This window comes from Pseudomonas sp. 58 R 12 (assembly GCF_900005865.1).
In the GTDB taxonomy this organism is placed as follows: Bacteria; Pseudomonadota; Gammaproteobacteria; order Pseudomonadales; family Pseudomonadaceae; genus Aquipseudomonas; species Aquipseudomonas tritici.
Map to the genome: position 1 here is coordinate 466,952 of NZ_CVTP01000016.1, position 23,207 is coordinate 490,158.

General features: G+C 63.5%; 18 protein-coding genes. 6 read left to right on the top strand and 12 right to left on the bottom strand.

The genetic code is table 11. The features are described 5' to 3' along the window. Nucleotides 1-110: 110 nt before the first annotated feature. The 6 genes from exbB to BFP95_RS11590 all read left to right on the top strand — a co-directional run bounded on the left by exbB (nucleotide 111) and on the right by BFP95_RS11590 (nucleotide 6,980). A complete protein-coding gene (exbB, locus tag BFP95_RS11565) occupies nucleotides 111-1,079 on the top strand; it encodes a tonB-system energizer ExbB (RefSeq protein ID WP_065910098.1) in 969 nt (322 codons plus the stop codon). Nucleotides 1,080-1,085: 6 nt separating this feature from the next. Beyond that, on the top strand, nucleotides 1,086-1,511 hold the full coding sequence (gene exbD, locus BFP95_RS11570) for a TonB system transport protein ExbD (RefSeq protein WP_017526806.1): 426 nt from the start codon (nucleotides 1,086-1,088) through the stop codon (nucleotides 1,509-1,511). Next, nucleotides 1,508-2,257 carry a TonB family protein gene (locus BFP95_RS11575; RefSeq protein ID WP_065880286.1) on the top strand — a complete coding sequence of 250 codons (750 nt, stop codon included), beginning with the start codon at nucleotides 1,508-1,510 and terminating at the stop codon, nucleotides 2,255-2,257. The genes exbD and BFP95_RS11575 overlap by 4 nt, the downstream gene beginning before the upstream one ends. 240 nt (nucleotides 2,258-2,497) lie before the next feature. Further along, a complete protein-coding gene (locus BFP95_RS11580) occupies nucleotides 2,498-3,418 on the top strand; it encodes a hydrogen peroxide-inducible genes activator (protein ID WP_003213305.1) in 921 nt (306 codons plus the stop codon). Nucleotides 3,419-3,426: 8 nt separating this feature from the next. Beyond that, entirely contained in the window at nucleotides 3,427-5,502 is a 2,076-nt protein-coding gene (recG, locus tag BFP95_RS11585; RefSeq protein ID WP_065910227.1) for an ATP-dependent DNA helicase RecG, read from the top strand. A gap of 77 nt (nucleotides 5,503-5,579) precedes the next feature. After that, a complete protein-coding gene (locus BFP95_RS11590; protein WP_065875484.1) occupies nucleotides 5,580-6,980 on the top strand; it encodes an aminoacyl-tRNA deacylase and HDOD domain-containing protein in 1,401 nt (466 codons plus the stop codon). A 131-nt stretch (nucleotides 6,981-7,111) separates the two neighbouring features. Here the strand turns inward: BFP95_RS11590 and BFP95_RS11595 are convergent, their stop codons facing one another. The 12 genes from BFP95_RS11595 to tssJ all read right to left on the bottom strand — a co-directional run bounded on the left by BFP95_RS11595 (nucleotide 7,112) and on the right by tssJ (nucleotide 23,206). After that, nucleotides 7,112-7,486 (bottom strand): hypothetical protein, encoded by a 375-nt coding sequence (locus BFP95_RS11595; protein WP_003195530.1) that lies wholly within the window; start codon nucleotides 7,484-7,486, stop codon nucleotides 7,112-7,114. A 124-nt stretch (nucleotides 7,487-7,610) separates the two neighbouring features. Continuing rightward, nucleotides 7,611-8,537, bottom strand: coding sequence for a type VI secretion system-associated lipoprotein TagQ (gene tagQ / locus BFP95_RS11600; protein ID WP_049710921.1), 927 nt, complete (start codon nucleotides 8,535-8,537; stop codon nucleotides 7,611-7,613). An 84-nt stretch (nucleotides 8,538-8,621) separates the two neighbouring features. Beyond that, the gene (locus BFP95_RS11605) at nucleotides 8,622-10,331 is read right to left on the bottom strand and encodes a formylglycine-generating enzyme family protein (protein ID WP_065910100.1); all 1,710 of its coding nucleotides are present in this window, start codon (nucleotides 10,329-10,331) and stop codon (nucleotides 8,622-8,624) included. Beyond that, nucleotides 10,324-11,508 (bottom strand): ABC transporter permease, encoded by a 1,185-nt coding sequence (locus tag BFP95_RS11610; protein ID WP_065910102.1) that lies wholly within the window; start codon nucleotides 11,506-11,508, stop codon nucleotides 10,324-10,326. The genes BFP95_RS11605 and BFP95_RS11610 overlap by 8 nt, the downstream gene beginning before the upstream one ends. Beyond that, the gene (locus BFP95_RS11615; protein ID WP_065891309.1) at nucleotides 11,508-12,212 is read right to left on the bottom strand and encodes an ABC transporter ATP-binding protein; all 705 of its coding nucleotides are present in this window, start codon (nucleotides 12,210-12,212) and stop codon (nucleotides 11,508-11,510) included. Before BFP95_RS11615 ends, BFP95_RS11610 begins: the two co-directional genes overlap by 1 nt. Beyond that, nucleotides 12,212-15,184 carry a serine/threonine-protein kinase gene (locus BFP95_RS11620; RefSeq protein ID WP_065910104.1) on the bottom strand — a complete coding sequence of 991 codons (2,973 nt, stop codon included), beginning with the start codon at nucleotides 15,182-15,184 and terminating at the stop codon, nucleotides 12,212-12,214. Before BFP95_RS11620 ends, BFP95_RS11615 begins: the two co-directional genes overlap by 1 nt. Then, nucleotides 15,181-15,900 carry a PP2C family protein-serine/threonine phosphatase gene (locus BFP95_RS11625; RefSeq protein ID WP_065875489.1) on the bottom strand — a complete coding sequence of 240 codons (720 nt, stop codon included), beginning with the start codon at nucleotides 15,898-15,900 and terminating at the stop codon, nucleotides 15,181-15,183. Before BFP95_RS11625 ends, BFP95_RS11620 begins: the two co-directional genes overlap by 4 nt. Next, nucleotides 15,901-16,554 carry a type VI secretion system-associated protein TagF gene (gene tagF / locus BFP95_RS11630; RefSeq protein ID WP_065875490.1) on the bottom strand — a complete coding sequence of 218 codons (654 nt, stop codon included), beginning with the start codon at nucleotides 16,552-16,554 and terminating at the stop codon, nucleotides 15,901-15,903. Next, complete coding sequence (gene tssM, locus BFP95_RS11635) at nucleotides 16,551-20,051, bottom strand: type VI secretion system membrane subunit TssM (protein ID WP_065910106.1); 3,501 nt, start codon at nucleotides 20,049-20,051, stop codon at nucleotides 16,551-16,553. The genes tagF and tssM overlap by 4 nt, the downstream gene beginning before the upstream one ends. Beyond that, nucleotides 20,048-21,337, bottom strand: coding sequence for a DotU family type VI secretion system protein (locus BFP95_RS11640; protein ID WP_065910108.1), 1,290 nt, complete (start codon nucleotides 21,335-21,337; stop codon nucleotides 20,048-20,050). Before BFP95_RS11640 ends, tssM begins: the two co-directional genes overlap by 4 nt. 6 nt (nucleotides 21,338-21,343) lie before the next feature. Beyond that, nucleotides 21,344-22,678, bottom strand: a complete 1,335-nt coding sequence (tssK, locus tag BFP95_RS11645; protein ID WP_065875493.1) for a type VI secretion system baseplate subunit TssK — start codon at nucleotides 22,676-22,678, stop codon at nucleotides 21,344-21,346. A gap of 18 nt (nucleotides 22,679-22,696) precedes the next feature. After that, a complete protein-coding gene (tssJ, locus tag BFP95_RS11650) occupies nucleotides 22,697-23,206 on the bottom strand; it encodes a type VI secretion system lipoprotein TssJ (RefSeq protein ID WP_065875494.1) in 510 nt (169 codons plus the stop codon). Nucleotide 23,207: the final 1 nt, after the last annotated feature.

Here is a 23,207-nt window from a genome sequence, read left to right on the forward strand (position 1 = left end):
TGTATTACTTCTGTTAACAAGAATTACTTGCAATAATAACCGCCCATTTGTCCTCGACCCCTTGGGTCTGGAAGGACGATCACTCATTTTTTTACTCAGGTCCGGCCAGCATGACACGTAATACAACCCCCGCTTCGCCAACCAAGCTTCACAGCCCGTCCCGCGCCTGGCGCGCGATTGCTGCGCTGCTGTTCAGCGTTATGCTGGCACCGACCGCCGCCTTTGCTGATGCCACCGCGCCGACGCCCCCGCCTGCTGCTGCCGCACCGGCCGCTCCGGCCGCCGCGCCAGCCGCTACCGACCCGGCCCAGGCTGCTGACCCAGCCTCCACCGACGAAACCGGCGTAGTTCTGGAAGAAGACAACACCTTGGGCATGGCCCACGACCTGTCGCCGTGGGGCATGTATCAGAACGCCGACGTTGTAGTGAAAGCCGTCATGATCGGCCTGGCCATTGCCTCGATCATCACCTGGACCATCTGGATCGCCAAAGGCTTCGAGCTGCTGGGCGCCAAGCGTCGCCTGCGTAGCGAAATCGTCCACCTGAAAAAGGCCACCACCCTTAAGGAAGCGAGCGAAAGCGCGACCAAGAAAGGCACCCTGGCCAACACCCTGGTGCACGACGCGCTGGAAGAAATGCGCCTGTCGGCCAACGCCCGCGAGAAAGAAGGCATCAAGGAACGCGTGGCCTTCCGCCTGGAGCGCCTGGTGGCGGCCTGCGGTCGAAACATGAGCAGCGGCACCGGCGTGCTGGCAACCATCGGTTCCACCGCGCCCTTCGTCGGCCTGTTCGGTACCGTGTGGGGCATCATGAACAGCTTCATCGGCATCGCTAAAACCCAGACCACCAACCTTGCCGTCGTTGCCCCCGGCATCGCCGAAGCCTTGCTGGCTACTGCCCTGGGCCTGGTTGCCGCGATTCCTGCGGTGGTGATCTACAACGTCTTCGCCCGTTCGATTGCCGGCTACAAGGCCCAGGTATCGGACGCGTCGGCAGAAGTCCTGCTGCTGGTCAGCCGCGACCTCGATCACCTGCCTACCGAGCGCAGCTCGCAACCGCACATGGTGAAAGTGGGGTAATCGGCCATGGGCCTGCATTTGAATCAAGGCGACGACGAACTCGTCGAGAACCACGAAATCAACGTCACGCCGTTTATCGACGTGATGCTGGTGCTGCTGATCATCTTCATGGTGGCCGCACCGTTGGCGACCGTGGACATCAAGGTCGACCTGCCCGCGTCCAGCGCCAAGCCTGCGCCGCGGCCGGAGAAGCCGATCTTCCTCAGCGTCAAGGCGGACCAACGCCTGTTCCTGGGTGAAGAAGAAGTCAAGACTGAAACCCTGGGGCCGGTGCTCGACGCCAAGACCCAAGGCAAGAAAGACACGACGATCTTCTTCCAGGCCGACAAAGGCGTGGACTACGGCGACCTGATGAGCGTGATGGATGCCCTGCGGGCAGCCGGCTACCTCAAGGTAGGCCTGGTCGGACTTGAGACGGCAGCCAAGAAATGATCACAACGCGCCACAAACTGACGCGTTATGGCACCAGCCTCGCCGTCGTACTGGGCGTGCATGCCGTCGCGATCGCTATCGCGCTTCATTGGTCAGCGCCGCGTACGGTGCAGTTGCCACCGGCTGCCATGGTCATCGACCTGGCACCGATGCCAGCCCCACCGCCGCCGGCACCGCCCAAGGTGGTCACGCCGCCGCAACCGCCTGCCCCGGTCGAAGAGCTGCCCCTGCCGAAACTGGCCGAGGCACCCAAGCCGACGATCCAGGTGCCCAAGCCCGTCAAGCCCAAGCCAAAACCGCAGCCGCCCAAGCCTGTGGAGAAAAAGATCGAGCCACCCAAGGAGAAACCCTCCGAGGAACCGCCGAGCGACGCTCCACCGACTAACACGCCAGCGGAAAAATCGGCCCAGCCCGTACCTGGCCCGTCGCCGCAACAGGTCGCCGCCAAAGCGTCCTGGGAAGGCGCACTGTTGGCGCACTTGCAGAAGTACAAGAAGTACCCGCCAGGTGCCCAGGCCCGTGGCAAAGAAGGCTTGAACCGCCTGAAATTTGTGGTGGATGCCGAAGGCAACGTGCTGTCCTACGAGTTGGTGGGCCGTTCCGGCAACGCTGACCTGGACCGCGCAACCCTGGACATGATCCGTCGTGCCCAGCCGCTGCCCAAGCCGCCAGCCGATATGTTGAAAGGCGGCAGCATCGAGATCGTTGCACCGTTCGTGTACAACATCGAGAAACGCCGTCGCTAAAGGTTGCAGGAGTCAGCTTGTGTGGGAGCTGGCTTGCCTGCGATAGCATCACCTCGGTGCAACTGATAGACCGAGGTGCCTGCATCGCGGGCAAGCCCCACATTTGAATTCACTGCCTCAAAAAATCCGTTTTTAGCTAAATCCTCCGCACTCCCCGCTCAATCCCCAGCAAAGTTCTGATAACGTGCGTCTATCGATTGCAGCCGGTATGCTTGGCCCGCAACTTCATGGACGCCCGCTATGACTCTTACAGAATTACGCTACATCGTTACCCTCGCCCAAGAGCAGCACTTCGGCCACGCGGCCGAGCGTTGCCACGTCAGCCAGCCGACGCTGTCGGTGGGCGTGAAAAAGCTTGAAGACGAACTCGGTGTGCTGATTTTCGAGCGCAGCAAGAGCGCCGTGCGCCTCACCCCGGTGGGCGAAGGCATCGTGGCCCAGGCCCAGAAGGTACTGGAGCAGGCGCAAAGCATTCGCGAACTGGCCCAGGCCGGCAAAAACCAGCTGACTGCACCGCTGAAAGTCGGCGCCATCTACACCGTCGGCCCGTACCTGTTTCCGCACCTGATCCCGCAACTGCATCGCGTCGCGCCGCAGATGCCGCTGTATATCGAAGAAAACTTCACCCACGTATTGCGCGACAAACTGCGCAACGGCGAGTTGGACGCGATCATCATCGCCTTACCGTTCAACGAAGCAGACGTACTGACCCTGCCGCTCTACGACGAGCCGTTCTACGTGTTGATGCCCGCCTCCCACCCGTGGACACAAAAAGACACTATCGATGCCGGCCTGCTCAACGACAAGAGCCTGCTGCTGCTCGGCGAAGGCCACTGCTTCCGCGACCAGGTGCTGGAAGCCTGCCCGACGCTGACCAAAGGCAACGACGGCGCCAAGCACACCACGGTGGAATCCAGTTCCCTGGAAACCATTCGCCACATGGTCGCTTCCGGCCTGGGCATTTCAATCCTGCCGCTGTCGGCAGTGGACAGCCATCACTACGCCCCCGGCGTAATCGCAGTGCGCCCACTGACGCCGCCGGTGCCGTTCCGCACCGTGGCGATCGCCTGGCGCGCCAGCTTCCCACGGCCCAAAGCGATTGAGATCCTCGCCGACTCGATTCGCCTGTGTTCGGTGGCCAAGCCGCCTGCCGCGAGCTGAGCAACGGTATGACAGAGCTGTCGCAGGTGTCGGTGACGGCACTCAAGGGTGTCGGCGAGGCCATGGCCGAGAAGCTGGCCAAGGTCGGCCTGGAGAACCTCCAGGACGTGCTGTTTCACCTGCCCCTGCGCTACCAGGATCGCACCCGCGTGGTGCCCATCGGCCATCTGCGCCCTGGGCAGGATGCGGTGGTCGAAGGCACCGTCAGCGGCGCCGACGTGGTGATGGGCAAGCGCCGCAGCCTGGTCGTGCGCCTGCAGGACGGCACCGGCGGCCTGAGCCTGCGCTTTTACCATTTCAGCAACGCGCAGAAGGAGGGCCTCAAACGCGGCACCCGCGTGCGTTGCTATGGCGAAGCGCGGCCCGGCGCATCGGGCCTGGAGATCTACCACCCGGAATACCGCGCCATCACTGGCGACGAACCGCCGCCGGTCGACACCACACTCACCCCGATCTACCCCCTCACCGAAGGCTTGACCCAGCAGCGCCTGCGCCAACTGTGCATGCAGACCCTGGCGCTGCTTGGCCCGAAGAGCCTGCCCGACTGGCTGCCCCTGGAACTGGCCCGCGACTATCAACTGGCGCCGCTGGACGATGCGATTCGCTACCTGCATCACCCGCCCGCCGACGCCGATGTCGATGAACTGGCGCTGGGTCATCACTGGGCCCAGCACCGCTTGGCCTTTGAAGAACTGCTGACCCACCAACTGTCCCAGCAACGCCTGCGCGAGAGCATGCGTTCCCTGCGCGCGCCGGCGATGCCCAAGGCCACGCGTTTGCCTGCCCAATACCTGGCCAACCTCGGCTTCGCGCCGACCGGTGCCCAGCAGCGCGTCGGCAATGAAATCGCCTACGACCTCAGCCAGAAAGAGCCGATGCTGCGGCTGATCCAAGGCGACGTGGGCGCGGGCAAGACCGTGGTCGCCGCCCTCGCTGCCTTGCAAGCACTGGAAGCCGGTTACCAGGTAGCGCTGATGGCACCCACCGAGATTCTCGCCGAACAGCACTTCATCACTTTCAAGCGCTGGCTCGAACCGCTGGGCCTGGAAGTCGCGTGGCTGGCCGGCAAGCTCAAGGGCAAGGTGCGTGCGGCCGCGCTGGAGCAAATCGCCGGTGGCGCACCGATGGTGGTGGGCACCCACGCACTGTTCCAGGACGAAGTGAAGTTCAAGAACCTCGCCCTGGTGATCATTGACGAACAGCACCGCTTCGGCGTGCAACAGCGCCTGGCCCTACGCCAGAAAGGCGTGGGTGGCCGGATGAACCCGCACCAGTTGATCATGACCGCGACGCCGATCCCGCGCACCCTGGCCATGAGCGCCTACGCCGACCTCGACACTTCGATCCTAGACGAATTGCCGCCCGGCCGTACCCCGGTCAACACTGTGCTGGTCACCGACACCCGTCGTGTCGAAGTGATCGAGCGCGTACGCGGTGCCTGTGCCGAAGGCCGCCAGGCGTATTGGGTGTGCACCCTGATCGAGGAGTCCGAAGAACTGACCTGCCAGGCGGCCGAAACCACCTTTGAAGACCTCACCAGCGCCCTGGGTGAGCTCAAGGTCGGGCTGATCCACGGGCGCATGAAACCTGTGGAAAAGGCCGCGGTGATGGCCGAATTCAAGGCCGGCAACCTGCAACTGCTGGTGGCCACTACCGTGATCGAGGTGGGGGTGGACGTGCCCAACGCCAGCCTGATGATCATCGAAAACCCCGAGCGCCTTGGCCTGGCGCAACTGCACCAGTTACGCGGCCGTGTTGGCCGGGGCAGCGCCGCCAGCCATTGCGTGCTGCTCTACCACCCGCCACTGTCACAGATCGGCCGTCAGCGCCTGGGCATCATGCGCGAAACCAACGACGGTTTTATCATCGCCGAAAAAGACCTCGAACTGCGCGGCCCCGGCGAAATGCTCGGCACTCGCCAGACCGGCCTGCTGCAATTCAAGGTTGCCGACCTGATGCGCGACGCCGACTTGCTCCCCGCCGTGCGCGATGCGGCGCAAGCGTTGATGGAACGCTGGCCGGAACACGTCAGCCCGTTGCTGGATCGCTGGCTCAGGCACGGGCAGCAATACGGTCAAGTGTAAGGTGCGACGCACTTAACCGACCTACAGGTGTATCAAGCTGGTTATACTTCGATGACTGTACGAAATTGGATCAGGCCATGTCAGAAGTCGCCCTCGCCACAGCCCCACTGACCGCCCCGCCGGTCATTCGGGCTCTGCTCGCAAAACTCGCCATCCCCTACACGGAAGTCAGCGATCTACCGGGCCTGAATCCTGCGCAAAAGGTCCAGGCGGTGCTGCTGGAAGATGCAGTGGGCGCGCTGATGGTGCTGTTCCCGCAGAACCAGCTGCTCGACCTCAACCGCCTCGCCGAGCTCACTGGCCGCCGCCTTATCGCCGTGTCGCCGGACCGCGTCGCACGCATGCTCGGCAAACATGAGCTGAGCCTGTTGCCGGGCCTGCCGCCGCTCACCAGCTCGCCGTGCCTGTACGAAGGCAGCCTGCTCAACGAGCCGAGCCTGCTGGTGCATTCGGGTGAAGCAGGCCTGTTGCTGGAGATCTCCAGCGACGCCTTCAAGACCATGCTCACCAAGGCCAGCGCCGGCCACTTCGGCGAGCCGCTGAGCAACATCCGCCCCAACCTTGACCGCCCGAATGATGACCGTGAGGAAATCACCCAGGCCATGCAGGCGTTCACCGCGCGCCGCATCCAGCAGCGCCTGGAAGCGACCATCGAGATTCCCCCGCTGGCCGACACTGCGCAGAAGATTATCAAGCTGCGTGTCGACCCCAACGCCACCATCGATGACATCACCGGCGTAGTGGAGACCGACCCGGCCCTGGCCGCGCAAGTCGTGAGCTGGGCCGCGTCGCCGTACTACGCGTCGCCGGGCAAGATCCGCTCCGTTGAAGACGCCATCGTGCGCGTGCTCGGCTTTGACCTGGTGATCAACCTGGCGCTGGGCCTCGCGCTGGGCAAGACCTTGAGCCTGCCCAAGGACAACCCGCACCAAGCCACGCCGTACTGGCATCAGTCGATCTACACCGCCGCCGTGATCGAGGGCCTGACCCGCGCCATGCCGCGCGCCCAGCGCCCGGAAGCCGGCCTGACCTACCTCGCCGGCCTGTTGCACAACTTCGGTTATCTGCTGCTGGCGCACGTGTTCCCGCCGCACTTCTCGCTGATCTGCCGTCACTTGGAAGTCAACCCGCACCTGTGCCACAGCTATGTCGAGCAACACCTGCTGGGCATCAGCCGCGAGCAGATCGGTGCCTGGCTGATGCGCTACTGGGACATGCCGGATGAGTTATCCACCGCGCTGCGCTTCCAGCACGACCCGACTTATGACGGGCAATACGCTGAGTATCCGAACCTGGTGTGTTTGGCCGTGCGCTTGTTGCGCAGCCGGGGGATTGGTTCCGGGCCGGATGAGACGATTCCGGATGCGCTGCTTGAGCGCCTGGGGCTGACGCGGGACAAGGCTGAAGAGGTAGTCGGCAAAGTGCTGGATGCCGAGGTGTTGCTCCGCGAACTGGCTTCCCAGTTCAGCCAGGGCTGAGTCTATTGCCTGTTACTCCGCTATCGCAGGCAAGCCAGCTCCCACATTTTGACCGAGTACATTCTTTGGAATGCGGTCGAATGTGGGAGCTGGCTTGCCTGCGATGAATCCACCTCGGTCTACCTGTAAGACTACTTCTTTTTCTTCGGCTTCAAATACTTGGTCAACCCCTGGAACCAGATTACCAGCGCCGGGTTGCCCTTGATCTGGATCGACTTGTCCTGAATCCCCGTCATGAACGCCAGTTGCTTGTTCTTCGCCTGCATCGTGGCGAAGCCGTAGGCGGCATCTTTAAAGGCAATGGCAAACGCCGGCGCAGGGTGAACACCTGAGCGGCTGGTGATGCGCTGGTCTTTGACGATGAAGTGACGGGCAACCTTGCCGTCGAGGGTCTGCAGCTGGAAAGCCAGGTCTTTATCACCCAGTTGCTGCTGGAAGGCAGGATTGGTGCGGCTGGCTTTGCCCATCATCAGGCCCAGCACCCACAGCAGAAGACGAAATTTCATGCACACGGCCTCGATGTAATTATTGAGTGGCCGCAGCAGTTTAACGATTTGCAAAGAGAACGCCACCGATCTAGCGCATTAGCGGAAGATCGGCTGGCGTTTGACGCTTATAGCAGCATGTTACTTAAACGTTTGGGCAAGGTACCGGTGCCCAGTCGACCAGGTTTGGATCGCGGCAGGCGCCTTCCATCTGAGCCTTGCCGGCGCTGGCGACCTGCTTGCTTTCAGCTTGCTTGGCCTGAACGGTCTGGATGCTCTTCTCGGTGGTGACCGCTTCTTTAGGCACGACCGGCAAGTCCTTCTTCTTCGCGACTTTTGGCGGGTTCTTGCCTTTCTTGGCCGGTACAACCGGCGGCGCCACGTCGGCCTGGGCCACGGTGACCACGTCATTACGCTGCACGCCTACTTGCTGCAGGTCTTTCTCGTAGGCCTGGGTGTAGTTGTTCAGGTCTTCGCTGGCTTTGCCGTTGACCGCGACGATCAGGTCATTGGATTCCTTCAGGCCTGAAACGATTTCCGCCAGGCGCTTGCGGCCTTCAGTGTCGTTGACGGTCTTGGCCTTGCGGTCGGCCACCAGCTTGGTGAATGCGCTCTGGTAGCACTGCTGCGAGGCTTTGGCGTAAGCGGTGCTGCGGTCGATGTCGGACGCGCTTTTGTTAAAGTCGGTGGAGTAGGAAGCAATGCGTTGGTTGTCATCGCTGATCTGCTTCTGACGCTCGGTGTAGTAACCCGCCGCGCCACCAGCCAGGGCGCCGCCCGCAGCGCCAATCGCGGCGTTGCGGCCGCGCTTTTCCTTGTCGCCAGTGAAAGCACCCAGCAGTGCACCGCCGGCCGCGCCGATGGCCGCGCCAGTGACGACCGACTTGGTCATGTCCGAATCAGTCGCGCGCAGGTGCTGCACCGGCTCGTAGCAGTTCGGGTAGTACTCGACCTTGGTGCTCGACGCGACCTTGGAGGCCGGCGACGTGGCACAACCGGTCAGCACAGTGCTGAAGCCGGCCGCGATCAGCAGCAAGTGACGCTTGGAAACCGCCTTACGGGAAAAAAGCATAGGTGTGTTCTCTTTTAAGTTTGACTTGCCCAGCACGGCCCACCGCCGCCTGAGTCCCTTCCAAGCTCGCCATACAGCCAGCGATCATCGCTGACCGCTCGCTGCGAGCAATTCCTTCAAGATCGTCGCCGGGTCGGCCCGCTGTTGCTTGCGGTAGTTGCCGACATGACGAACGAACAGTGTTGCGCGCGTCACCAGGCTCTTGCCGAGCACAGGCTTGCGATCCAACTCTTCCTTGATCCGTTGAAACTGCGCCTGGATCACCGCATCGGTATAGCGCGTGCCGGTGGCCAGGTTGTCGATATAGATCGCCACTGCGCCATCCAGCGCGCTGCGGCCGTTGGCAATCGCCATGTCAAACAGCTGCGCGCTGGCCTCGTCTTTGTTGTCGATAGCCTGCTGACGACTCTTTTGCAGATTGGCCAAGCGAATGTTGTAGTTGCTGATGGTTTCGGCCACCAACGCGGCGGACTGAATCAGGTTGCCCGCCGCTTCTTCGCGTTGCTGGGCGATCAGCGAGACGTTGCGCTTAAGTTCTTCGTTGACCAGTCCAAGCTCGGCTTGCAGCTTGGGGTCGACGCTGGCAGCGATAATACTGTCCAGGCGTTTGGTCGGGTCCTGGGCGTCGTCGATGGCGTCAGTCAGCGAAGCCAGGCGGCCCTCCTTTTGCCACTGCGCGAACAGTTCCTTGTAGCGCGAACGCGGCGCCGACAATGCGCCAATCGCCACGCGAAAGCCGGTGGTCTCGTTGCTTTGCTCGGTGCCGTCGGCCGCAAACAGCGGGTACTCGCGGCGCATGCCGGTGAACAGCGTGCCCTCGCCTTCCAAATAGTTGCCGCCCTTGACCACAAAGCCGCCATAGGTGCCCTGACGGCGCCCGGCATGCACCAGCTGGAAGGATTCCTGGACCATTTCCGCCGCATTGCCGATCACGTCGAACAGGCCAATCGGGTTAGGCAATTTGGTGCCGATGGGCATCAGGCGTGCGGCCTGGCCAGTGCCGCCGGCGACCTGGTTGAACACGGCGTAATCGCCGAGCGGGCCGTCGCTTTCGCTGCCCTCGACACGGCGCGGAAACAGGCGCCCTTCAAGGTCCTGACGGCTCACGGCTTGGCCACCGCGCGCGGCATATTCCCATTCCACTTCGGTGGGCAGGCGCACAAAGCCCAGCCCGCCATCCTCCGCTGACGAACCGCGCCCGCTGACCGGCAGCAACTCGCGGTGGTATTTCATCAGCCAGGCGCTGTACACCGCCGAGAAGCGCTCGGCTTCAAAGCGCGACAGTTTCACCTTGGGCAAGCGCCCGGCCATGCCGGTGGGCGCGTCGCACGCAGGCGCCGGTTCGCCACTGGCCAGTGACTGCGCCTGGGCCATCACTTGTGCGTATTGGCGTGCAGTCACTTCGTACTTGCCGATGAAGTACAGCATCGGCTTGAGCGGGGTTTTGGCATCGGTCTTCGGCATCAACGGCGCGATGACTTTGTTCCACTCTTTGGGCAAATCCTTGAGGGTGAACTGGCCGTTGATGAAGTCGCGGCGGTAACCGGAAATAAACGACTGCTGATAGCCCGCTTCGCCTTCGGCAAAGGGGTAGCCGAGGCTGATTTCGCGATCGTCCAGGGTCCCTTGGGCCAGCACGTAGGCGTAGCGGAATACCATGTTGCCTTCACACGGCAGCGGCAGGCTCACGTCATCCGGCAACGGCTTGGGGTTGTCGAGTTTGTCACCCGCTTCATCAGCCCAGGCCATCGAGGCCAGGCTCAGCGCCACGGCGGCGCCCAGTAACTTATACATCTCTGATTCCTTCAGAAGCCTGGATACGCGCCACTCGCCAACCGCCACACACCGCCGCCACGGCGCTTACGCCGAGCACAGCAGCCAGGGCCAGGCCGTAATGACGCGCCAGCAGATGGCTGGCGTATTCGCCCGGCACCTGCACAAATAGTTGATTCAAAGCGGCCTCGGCCAGGCCATACAACCCGGCACTGAGCGCAGCCGCAAAACCTGCGCTGTACAGCGCCTGCACCACCACAAACACCAACAGCCCGCCTGTGGAAAACCCCAACAGGCGCAACACGGATAATTCTCGACGCTTGCGCGCCACGGCGGCCAACGCTCCGGCAAAGATCGCCGCAAACGCGCCCGCCAATGCCAGCCCGCAGATCACCCAGAATACGATCGACAGGTTGCGGCTTAACGACTGCACTTGCGCAATGGTCTGCGCCTGGGTCGACACCAACACATTCTGTCCCGCGAAATACACCCGCAGCGGCTCCACATCGGTGAGATTGCGGGCATACAGGCGAAACGCGGGATACACGCGCTGTTCGCTCACTCCCGCCTCATCACCGGCCCAACCCAACGTCGGCACTGCACGGCCATCGCGGTAATCTTCAACCGCTTCCAGCAAACTCAATTCAGCAAACAAACCGTCACGGGCAAAGGCTTCCAGCGGCAATACCGCCAACACCTGCACGCGCGTGCGCTGGGCTTCTACGCGCCCTGCCACTTGCCGAGCAAAGCTGGTCTCCAGCCAATCGCCGGGCCGCGCCGCGAGCTTCTCAGCAGCGGTGTGGCTCAGCACGATCTGCTCCAGGCCCTTTGGCACCGGCAGACCGCCCAACAACGGATCACCCGCCGCGGTCGGCAGCATTTCCAGGCTCAGCGTACCCACTTGCGCCGTCGCTGCAATCTGCCGCGTACGGGGCACGGCAAACGCCACGTCACTGCGCTGACTGAGCTGCTCGATAAATGCACTGCTGAATCGACCACCGCCCAACGGAATAATTTCACGGGTGGCGGGGTCGGTCTGCAAACGTTCGGTCAAACTGCTAACCAGTCCAAATTTCAGGCCGAATAACACCAGCAACGGCGCGATCACCGCCACCAGCGCCAGCACCGAACAGGCCGACAGCCACGCATCGTTGCGGTAATCCTGCCAGGCCAGCGACGCCACCAGACCGATGCGCATCAGCACGCCTCCCCAAGGGTGGCGGTGACGCCGCCGTCGGTGTCGCGACGGCAACTGATACGTCGCACCTGCAAGCCACTGGCGCGCGCCAGGGGCTCGTCATGGGTGGCGATCACACACGCCGCGCGGTGTTCGCGAGCCTGGGCCAGCAACGCCTGCATCACGCGCTCGGCATTCAAGGGGTCCAGCGACGCCGTCGGTTCGTCTGCCAACACCAGTTGCGGTGCATGCGCCAGCGCACGGGCACAGCTGACGCGCTGGCGTTGGCCCACGGAGAGCGCCGCCGGTTTCTTGGCCAACTGGTCGCTGATTTCCAGCTGCTCGGCCAGGCGTGCCACGCTGCCGTCATCCTTCAAACCCAGCAGTTGCCGCGACAGGGCGATATTGCCGCGCACATCGAGAAAGCCCAGCAAGCCACCGGTTTGCAGCACATAGCCCAAATGCTGGCTGCGCAATGCGGCCAGCGTGGATTGCTGATCGCTGCGCCACAGCCCACGGATATCGTGCTGATTGAATTCAAACTGCCCGACCTGATCCGGCGCCAGGACCAGCGCCAACAGGTCCAGCAACGTGCTTTTGCCACACCCGCTGGGCCCGACGATCGCCAATTGCTCACCCGCGCGCAGCGCCAGCGCCGGAATCACCAGGCTATAGCGCTGGCTGCCGACGCCCCGGCTCTTGTGCACCGCGTTCAGGTTCAGCATCACGGCAGCGTCGACAACGGCACGCGGTACAACGCATCACCCGGCTCGGCATCGCCGAAACGGACCCAATTGGCCACGTCATTGTGGAAGGTCTCGTAGAGGCGGATTTTCGAATCCAGCTCGTCGATAAAGTCTTCCTGCTCGGCCACGCTCAACGACAACCACAGGTCCTGGGTCATGTTCAGCGATTTGCTGCGGTACGGCAGGCCTTCGAGGTATTCGCCGAGGATGCCGCCGTCGGCGAGGTTGCCGCCCTTGCGCAAGGCTTGCGGGTCGCGGCTCATGTAGGCCGAGGCGCTGGCAATTTCCTGGAAGAAATCCTTGGGTGAGGTCTGGGTCTTGCGCGCTGCATCGACGATCAGTTTCAGCGACTGCTGCAGGTCGTTGAGCTGCAATTTGGTCAGCATCACGCACACCTGGAACGCCGGCAGCGCCGGGTTGGTAAGGTCGCGGTCGGCGGTCCATGCGCTGACCAGTTGCGGCGCCTGGCTTGCGGTTTTGCGCCCCAGGAAATCCATGTGCATGGCATAGCCGACTGCTGCGGATTTGTCTGCCAAGGTTGGTGCAGAACTCAGCAACGGCACCGGCTGCGGCGTATTGCTGCGCACCTGGTGCACCAGGTTGGCGAACACCGTACCGATCTCGTCGACGCGCTCGCCCAGCTTGCGCACGTCGCCACCCGGCACCGGCGTGTAGAGGTCGCCGATCTGCGGGTTGGCGTCGGCGGTGAGGATGCGGTACTGGCTTTCGGCGCCGGCGTGGGTTTTCTTGCCGGCATCGGTGCGCAGGTGCAGGGCGTAGATCTTGATCTGCTTGCCCAGCGCGGCCTGACGCACTTCCGCCTCGTTCATCTGGGTGGCGGCAAACGGGTCGTTCTTGCGCAGTGCGCCAGCATCGGTGACCAGCAGGATGATGCGCCCGCCGTAACCGGACCAATCCATGCCGTCCACCGCCTGCATCACCCCGGCGAACGCATCTTCGTTGAACGAATGGCTGGACACGGTGGACGCCTTGACCTGGCGCGCCATGTCGAGGAAGCGTTGCGGGTCGCGACCTTGATCGAGGCTGATCAGGGTCTTGGCGACGTATTCCAGGCCAGGGGTTTTCTTGATGCTGCTGCGAAAACCCACCATGCCGAAGCTGACACTGTCTAACTCGCCGCGCTCGCCGATGCGGGTTTGCAGTTCGTGCACCACGTCACGGATCTGGTCGATGTAGGGCTGCATCGACACGGTGGTGTCGACCACCAATACAACGGCCGTGCGGAAGGCGTCGGCATTCGCCTTGATCACAGGCGTGGCCGGTTTAACCGCGCTGGTACCTGGATCGATGGAAGCCACATTGAGCAACTGCACCGGCTGGCCGTTTTCGTCAAAGCTCTCTTTGGAGTCGAAGATCGGCAACAGGTAGAACTGGTTCTGCGGCACGGCGCTGGCAGTCGGTTCCAACGCGAGGACCTGGCCATTGTCTTCGCTGTTTTTCTGCGCCTTGGCCAGCACGCCTTTGGCGGCGGCCGGGTCAGCCAACAGCTTTTCCACTTCGCCCGATTGGCGCAGGAACATCACCGGCGCCCGGCCCGAGCGCTCGGTGAATTTCAGCACCAGGCTCTGCTTCCAGTCGCTGACCTGCGCGGCCGGCAACCAACCATCGCTGCGCCCATCGGTGGCCGCGCCGACGCGTACCCACGGGCTGCCGTCGACGTCTTTGCGCTGGTAAACGTAGAGTACGGAGAACGCAGGCAGCGCCTTTCCTGGCGCGCTGCCTGCATCCGCTGAAAGCTTCGCACCGGGCTTGCTGAGCACACGCTGGAACAGGGTCTTCTTGCCCGCCATCAACAGCGGTCGCTGACCGCCATCCACTTCAGCGACTGGCGGTGGCGTCACCTTGGGCACCACCGCAGCAGGCGGTTTGGCCGGCTCATCGCTGCCGCTCAACCACCAATAACTGGCGCCACCAATGGCCAATGCAACCGCTACCGCAACAGCGGCCAGGGCCAACACCGGCCCACGGCGTTGCTCGGACACGGCTTTGTGTTGCGTCGGAGTCACCACAGGTTGGCGCACTGCAGGTTGCGGCTGTGGTTTATCGGTCGGAATATCGATGGTGACCGGGGTCATGCCCGCCAGATCAAAGCTCAGCGGGATCGGCAGCGGCCGCACCAGCGTGGCTTCCGGTGAGTCCGCCGGCAGTTGGTCCAGCGCCAGCAACAACGCCGCCGCATCCGGGAAGCGTTCCGCCGGGTCCTTGGCCAACAGCTTGCGCAGCACGCCCTGATAACGGCCGTGGTGCACCGGCAATTCCGGCAACGGCTCGGTCAGGTGTGCGAGCGCAGTCGAAAGCGCATCGGTGCCGCTGTAGGGCAGCTTGCCGACAAGGATTTCATACAGCACCACGCCCAGCGCATACAGGTCGGCGCGGCCGTCGATCTCCTGGCCCCGCGCCTGTTCCGGGCTCATATAGCTCGGCGTGCCCACGGCAAAACCGGCCTGGGTGAATTGAGTGCGGTCATCCAACGACTTGGCGATACCAAAGTCGGACAGCACCGCCGTGCCATCGGCGCGAAACAGAATGTTCGCCGGCTTCACATCGCGGTGCACCAGGCCTTGAGCGTGGGCATAGCCCAACGCCGAAGCGATCTGGCGGATCAGCGTCACGCCCTGCTCCGGCGTCAGGCCAGCGGCAATACGCTCCTTGAGCGTGCCGTTGGGCAGGTATTCCATCGCCATGTAATACAGCTCACCGACATTGCCGATGTCATGGATGGTCACCGTGTGCGGGTGCGACAAGCGCGCCAGGGTCTTGCCCTCGCGCAGGAAACGCTCGCAGAAGCTCGGGTCGGCCGCCAGTGCCGCCGCCATCACCTTCAACGCCACCTTGCGTTCCAGCGAACGCTGGGTCGCCAGGTACACGCTGGCCATGGCGCCTTCGCCGATCTCGCCTTCGATGTCATAACCCGGGATGACGATGTTCATGACGATACCTTCACGACGATGGCGGTGATGTTGTCCGGCGCGCCCCGGCTAAGCCCGAGGTGCACCAGGCTGCGCACGATTTCATCCGGTGTGTCATGGCTGAGGACTTCGCGGATTTCATGGTCTTCGACGGTCTTGTTCAGCCCATCGCTGCACAGCAGGTAGCTGTCGCCGGGAGCGATCAGCAGGTCAACCGCCGCCAGCTCCAACTGGGCTTCCACGCCCACCGCGCGGGTGACGATGTTGGCGCGCGGATGCGTGCGCGCATCGGCTTCGCTGAGCAGACCGCTGTCTTGCAGGTCCTGCACGTAGCTGTGGTCGCGGGAAATGCCTTCAAGCACGCCGTCACGCAGGCGATACAAGCGGCTGTCACCGGCCCACAGGCACACGCCACGCAAGCCTCGCGCCGCCAGCAACACCACGGTGCTGCCCATCATGGTCACGCCACGGTTGGCGGTTTCTTCGCGCACGGCAGCGTTGATGCGGATCAGGTCATTGCGCAAGGCCGCGCAATATTCTTCAAGGGAACGGCCCAGCGCCACACCGCGCAGGCTGTCGACGATCAGGCTGCTGACATAATCCCCCGCCGCATGCCCGCCCATGCCGTCGGCGACTACCCACAGGCGGTTTTCCGGCAGGTCCAGGCAGGCGTCTTCGTTGACCTGGCGGACCATGCCCACATGGCTTTTGCTCGCGGATTTGTACGTCGACCCCATCTACACCACACCTTCTTGTCCGAGCAAAAACTGCGCAAAATCGCCAGCGGCAGGCAGGCCCTGACACCGCAATAAACCAGGGGAAATCTGTTGCGAACCACGGCCCCACCACAAACTCGCGCCTTCACAGGCCTGTTCGGCGAGTGCGGTCATGCGCCCATGGGGCACGGTAGCGCTCACGCGCTGCAGGCCGGCGAAGCGGCTGTCCACTGCGCGCGGCTCAGTCGCCGGCAAGCCCAAGGTGTCGAGGCCGTCATTGAAACGCTCAAAGGTGGCGCCGGCATCCAGGGTACTGAGCAACAGTTCTTCGGCCTGCTCGAACCAGGTGTCCGGCCCGCCCACGAGGGACGCTGGATTGGTGTCGTGATCAAGCAGCGCCACCACTGCCAGCGGGAAATACCGCCCGACCCGGTCAATGCTCGGCATCACCACACCCGCCGCCGCATCCGGCCCGCATACGCCCGGCGCCAATACAAAACGCCACAACGGGCTGACCAGGTACACATTGAGCCAATCACCGCCGAGGCTGTTTTGGCTGGCGAGCAAGCCTGCCGCCAGCCAGCTGTCCCACGGGCCGATAAAACTCTGGGGCAAGGCGCGGCTGACAAAGTCGCCGCGGCTGGCCAACTTGCCGTAGAAACCCAGCGTCGTCATAGCCGCTCCGGCAGGCTGAAGCCGCTGAGCACGCGGCTCTTGAACGGGTTGAAGGCGCTGTTGGCGCGCAACTCGTAGGCGATGCTCGCGCCGTCGACCCGCAGGCGCAGGTTGAAACGATCCGGCGAATTACCGGCGGTGAGGTCCGATTGCTCCAGCAAACGGAACCACGCCCACGGCCCGTCGAGGGTCACACCGGAGCGGCCACTGGCCGACGGCGGCATGATGGAAATACGCACCACACCAATGCTGCCGGGGTTCGGCCATTGCATCGCAACCGGTCGGCTTGGGCCGTGGTCGTAGCTCAATTGCTGGCCATCGAGGTCGAGCAGGAACTGGGTGATGGTCGGGTCCATCGACACGGGCTTGAGTTCGAAACGCACGACGGGCTGCGTGCCCCCCGATCTGAAGAACGCATCACGAATGGTCGCCGCACGTTGGAAGGTTTGCAGCACGCCCGGTGCAATCCCGAGTTTCTGCGCCGCGCCCGGCTGCCAGCGCCAGGTTTGTGCGGAGGTGTCGACGTAAGGCTGCAGGTATTTGCGGAAGTAGTTGTCCATCACCCCGCCCACGCCGAAAAATTGGCCGAAGTCGTCCAAGGTGGCATCGCGGGCGCTGCCCGGCGACATCGGATAACGCCCAGCCAGGGACTGGCGATACACGTTGACCACTTCACTGACCCACGCCGCGTTCAGTTGGTTACGCACCCCGCCCATCATGCTGTTGGTGGTGGAATTGACCACCGACTTGACCATGCCCTGCACCAGCGGCGGCTGGCGCTCGGCATTCAGGCTGACCCGCGTGGCCGCAGCCGCCGCCTGGTTCTTCGCCTCGCCCAGCAACGCATCGCCGCTGGCGCCGACCATGGCGCTGACCTGCACATACAGCGCGTTCATGTCCGTGAGCAGGCCGTCGATGGCCGCCGGTTCGCCTTCGCCCTTGCTGACGATGCTGTTGAGTTCGGCGAAGTGCGCGGTCACCGGATCATCCGCTGCTTGCGGTGCATTGGAGGTCGGTTGTTCCTGGCCGAGCAGACTGCCCAGGCGCTCCTTGAGCTTGTCGACGCCGCCTTCTACCGGCACGCCTTTGGCGGCCAACTGGCGTTCTTCGGCTTGCAGGTCGGTTTCCTTGGCCACCGCCACCAGCAGTTTTTTCAGCGGCGAGGTCGGGCCGGATATCACCCGCAATACGTCGGCCGCCTGGGCCACGCTGGTGATCGGCACAAAGTCGATGTCCGCCAGCAAGGCATCCCACTGGCGCTGGTAGTCCTGGAAATACAAGCGGCGCACATCGGCGGCCAGGCTCACCACGTTCTGCTGGTCGGCCTGTTCATGGCCCAGCACCCATTGCTCTTCGGCAAGGGTGCCGGTCTGGTTCAGGCTGCTCAGCAGGAACGCCTGGCGATAGCCTTTGGCGGTGAAGAACCCACTCAGCGGCTCGCCCAACGGCTTGCCGCTTTTACGGCTGAACACCAGCGCCGCGTCACGGCCGGCGGCTTCGTTGATACGAAAATCCGGAATGCCTTCGGGCAGTTTCTGGCGCTTGACCCGGTCGTAGACGCGCTGGGCCACCGGCAGTTGTTGCAACTGGCGGCGCAGGTCATCAATCAAACGTGGGTCGAGGCGCGCGCTTGGCGGATGGCGCTCGAACAACGACTGCAAGTGCCCGGCCAATGCTTGGCGCTGATCAGCCGGCAGGTCGCGCGGCAGGTTGCGGTCCCAGTCGAGGGCGATCCAGGCCTTGATGAAGTCCGGGTCGTAATGCTCGGTGTCAGCGAGCATCAGGTAGGCCTTGAGGCCTTCGTAGAGGAAGTCGGAATTGCCGCCGCCGTGCAGTTGCTCTTCGATACGCGTCACCAGGCGTGGCGCGAACACGGCGATCAACAGCTTGCGGTAGACGCTGGCGGATTCGGCTTCGAGCATGTCGCCTTGGTACAGCCCCAGGCCTTCGGACCAGCTCGGCGAGTCGCCTGCCAGGTTCTTCACGGCGTTGAGCAACGGCAGCACGGCGAGCACTTCGCGCTGCGCCGGGCTCAGGTTCTGGACGGTCTGGCCCAGCGGCGCGACCTTTTGGTCGACCTGGGCGATATACGCCTGGTTGGCGCGATAACTCACCCACCACAGGCTGCTGACCACCACCACCAACGCAACGGTGGCGGCGAGGACACCACGAGCAATCCACTTGCGCCGCCGCTCGACCTTGGGGTTCACCCCCACCAGGCCACGCTCGGCAAACGCCACGGCGGTGAAGAGTTTTTCGATGAAGTAACTGCGGCCGGTGCCGCTCTGGCGTGCCAGGTGTTGGCGGTCCAGATTCATGCTCTGGGCCATCGCGCCGATCAAGCGATCAATCGGGCTGCCTTCCTGGGTACCACTGGTGAAATACACCCCGCGCAGCAACACGCGCTCTTCAAACGCATTGGGCTTGAACACGCCTTCGAGGAAGCTTTGCAGGCAATCCTTCAACGCGCCGAACTGCTGCGGGAAACCGTAGATCAGGTCGCGCCGCGCTGGGTCACGTTCCTGTTGCAGGCGTTCGACCAGGCGTTCGTTGAGGCGCTGTTCCAGGCCGGCGAATTCGCTCTGCAGGTGCGCTAGCGGGCTGTCACTGTTCTTGCCATCGTCCAGGGCAAAGGTCATGCCCCACACCTGGGCGCGGTCTTCCTTGCTCAGGTTGTCGAAGAACTCCATGAAGCCCGGCACCAGGTCGAGCTTGGTGAGCATCAGGTAGATCGGGAAACGCACGCCCAGTTGGGTGTACAGCTCCTGGATACGCAGGCGGATGGCCGCGGCGTGGGCGGCACGTTCAGCATCGGTGCCCAGCAGCAAGTCCGACAGGCTGATGGCGATAAAAGCGCCATCGATAGGCCGACGCGAGCGCTGCTTTTTCAGCAGGTCGAGGAAGCCCAGCCACGCGGCTTTATCCACCGTGGAGTTGCTGTCCTGGGTGGTGTAGCGCCCAGCGGTGTCGAGCAACACGGCCTGGTCGGTAAACCACCAGTCGCAGTTACGTGTACCACCAACACCACGCACGGCACCCGCGCCCAACTGCGCGGCCAATGGGAAATGCAGCCCGGAATTGACCAGCGCGGTGGTCTTGCCCGAACCCGGTGGGCCGATGATTACGTACCATGGCAGCTCGTAAAGATTGCGGCGCTCATCGCCACCGAGCTTGGCCTTTTTCAGCAGCGTCAGCGCTTCGTCCATGCGCTGGCGCAAGGTGGTGAGTTCTTCGGCCGTGGCGACGCTGTTGGGGTCGGCCGGGGTTTCGGCGGCCAGGCTGCGCATCACTTCGGCGGCCTGGCGGCGGGCCTGGATGATGCGGAACACGCGGTAGGCAATCCACAGCGCAAACACCAGGATGATCAGCGCCCAACGGCGCCCTTCCGGCACCAGCACGTCGAGCAACGGCCCGACAAACCAGATGATCAAACTCAGGGCGATCAGGCCCAGCACGGGGATCACCCAGCGAATCATAAAACTGAAAAACGCCTTCACTCGACGCCCTCCGCCAATACGGTGATTTCAACCCGACGATTACGGGCGCGGCCTTCGGCTGTAGCGTTGGTGGCTACCGGCTCGGTGTCGCTTCGGCCCTCGGCGCTGAAGCGATCCGCCTGGCCGGTCTTGGCCGCGAGGATCTGCAGCACTGACTTGGCCCGTGCTTCGGACAACGCCCAGTTGGACGGGAAGCGCAGCGTGGCAATCGGGCGGTTGTCGCTGTGCCCGGTAACGCGCACCTGGCCCTTGACCTTGCGGATGGCGTCGGCGATGCGCAGCATCAGCGGCTGGTAGTCATCCACGATGCTTGAGCTGGCGGACGCAAACAGTTCATCGCCACGGATGGTCACCACGGAACGGTCAACGGCATCTTCAACGGCAACGCGGCCGGCCTTGATGTCTTCCACCAGGAAGCCAGCCAGGCGCGGGCGTTCGATCACTTTCGGCTGTGCCACGGGACGGTCGATGGCCTGCACCGGGATTTCGCCCAGTGCATGGATATTCTTGAACACCGGCTCGGCATCCGAAGCGAGCTTGAGGCGCAGGCCAAACAGCAACGCCAGCAACAGCGCGACGCCGATGGCCACGGCGATCCACGGCGGCATGAATTGCGCCAGGCGATCCCGTGCCACGGTCACGCCGCGCCAGTGCGGCGACAGCTCGCGCTCATGTTCGCCACGGGCGCTGCGGATAGCGGCGGCGGTGCGTTCACGCAGGGTTTCCAAATGGCTGCGACCGTCGTTCATCACGCGGTAGCGGCCTTCGAAACCCAGGCACATGCACAGGTATAACAGCTCCAGCAGATACAGGCGCTCCCGTGGGCTTTGCAGGCAGTGATCAAGCAACTGGAAGACTTTTTCCCCGCCCCAGGCTTCGTTATGCACGGTGATCAACAGGCTTTGCTTGCCCCAATCACTGGTGCTGCCCCAAGGCGTGCTCAACACCGCTTCATCAAGGGCGGTGCACAACGCGTAACGCGCCAACAGCACTTCGTTGCGGGCGATGCCGGCCGCCTCTGCGCGCTCTTCGAACTGGCGCAGGTAGGCCAGCAACTGCGCGCGCAGGCTGGCCGGCGCCGGGTGGGCGATGGTGTTGCGCAGGCGCGTCAGCAAGGCGAGCAAAGGGCCGGCGGCGCTTTCCAGCGGGTTGAGGCCCTGGCTCTTGCCAGTGAGCATCGGCGCAGCCGGCATCGCCAGCGGCGAGGGTTCAGCACGCACAGGCTCCGGCGCGCGGCCACCGGGGCGCGGCATGAACTGGGTGCGGTCATCATCATTGGGATGCATCGCGGATTATCCTCGGATCGCCCAGAAGGCCAGGTTCAAGCCCGGGAACTGCCCGGCGATGTGGAAAGCGAAACCGCCGGAATTGCTCAGCTGTTGCCAATGCTCGCTGCCACGATCCAGCTCGTAATACGTCGAGCCTGCGTGGTACGGCAGTTGGCGAGGCGCCACCGGCAACGGCAGCAGGCCAATGCCCGGCAGTTGCAGGTTGACCATGTCGCGGATGTGCTCCACCGAACCGACTTTGCTCTGCTGGCCGAAGCGCGCACGCAGGGTTTCGCCGGGCACATCGGCGCGCACCACCAGGATGAAGCTGGCGCTGTCGATCAGGGTTTTGTCGGCCAGCATCGCCACGTGGATGCCATAGGCTTTCTCCACAATCGGGATCGGCGTGGCCTTGCTGTCGATCAGCATCGACAGCGCTTCACGCAGCGCGGCCATGACCGGGGCGAAGCTCAGCACCAGGTCGTCGTGCTGGTAGTGCGGGTATTCCTGAGGGCGCCGGCCCGAGGTCGAGAACGTCGAAAACTCGCCGGCCAGGCTGACCAATTCACTGAAGAAGCGTTCAGGATGCAGCGGGCTCAACTGGCTCAAATGCTGGATCAGCGGTTGGGCCCGGTTGACCAATTGCAGCAGCATGAAATCGGCAATCTCCGAAGCACCACCCGCGCCCGAGGCAACTACGCGGCCGGCCAGGGCTTCGCCGCGCTGGTGCAGCAGGCCGAGCAGCTCGCTGCGAAACGCCGTCAGCGGTTTGCTTGCGGCCACGTCCAGTACGGGCGGGATGTAAGTGTCGTCGAGCACCAGCGCACGGTCGACGCGTTTTTCCTTGATGCGCACCAGGCCGATAGCGGCGTAATCGCTGACGCCATCCTGGGCGGTCAACAGGCGCAGGGCGCGAGAGCCGACAGCCACTGGCGCACGGTTTTCGAAGGGGGCGTTGTCGTCACGTACTTCCCGCACCTGGCTCACATAACGCGCGGCTTCCAGGGCCTCGCCTTCGTCCACGGTATCGCGGGCGCCGGCGCGCTTGAGCGGCAAGGCCAGGTACACCAGGCCGTCGCGCAGGTTGTCGTCGATATTCAGCGGGCTCGGCGCGAGGTCATCATGGGGGATGTTGAAGGGCGTACCGTCGGGCAACAGGCCGCGCGCCGAGACGATTGCCAGTTTGCCCTGGGCCAGCAGGCCCTGATCGATCAGCAACTCGGAAAAACCCCAGGCGCCTGCGGACAACGGGCGGCTGCGGGCGTCGATCAGGTTTTCCAGGTAACGGTCATGCTGTTGGAAGTGCTGCGTTCCAATGAACATGCCTTCCGACCAGACCACGCGATTGTTCCAGGACATGGGGGCTCCGATTGCTTCTTATTGGGCAGGGCTGGATGGGGAGACCACGACGTCGGCGCGCACGGCACGTACATCGAGGCTGATCTGGTATTCGGTGTACTGGCGCGCGGGCACGTTGATCACCGTGCGCCATTGCGCGCGGTCCAACTCTCGATAGCCCACCAACAGCCCGATCTGGCGCGTGGACGGGTCGAGGTCGCGCTGGATGCTCAGTTGCTCGCCGGGCTGCACCATCACTTCGTCCTGGTCCAGCAGGTCCAGGCCGAGGGTGGATTGCGCGCGATCCGCCAGGGCGAAGTAATCGGCGCGTGCGAAGGTGGCGGCGTTTTTCAGCTCGAAAATACGCACCCGCACCGGGGCGGCCTGGCCGTTGGCGCCGGGGTTAAGCCCGTTGATCGCGTGGAAGTGCAGCTCGACAGCAGCTGTATCGGCCTCTGCTTCTGCCACCGCTTCGGGTTTCGCGGCGTCTTTGGCACACGCCGTCAGCAGTAGCAAGGTGGCGACTGCGAGTAAAAACCTGGGAATCATC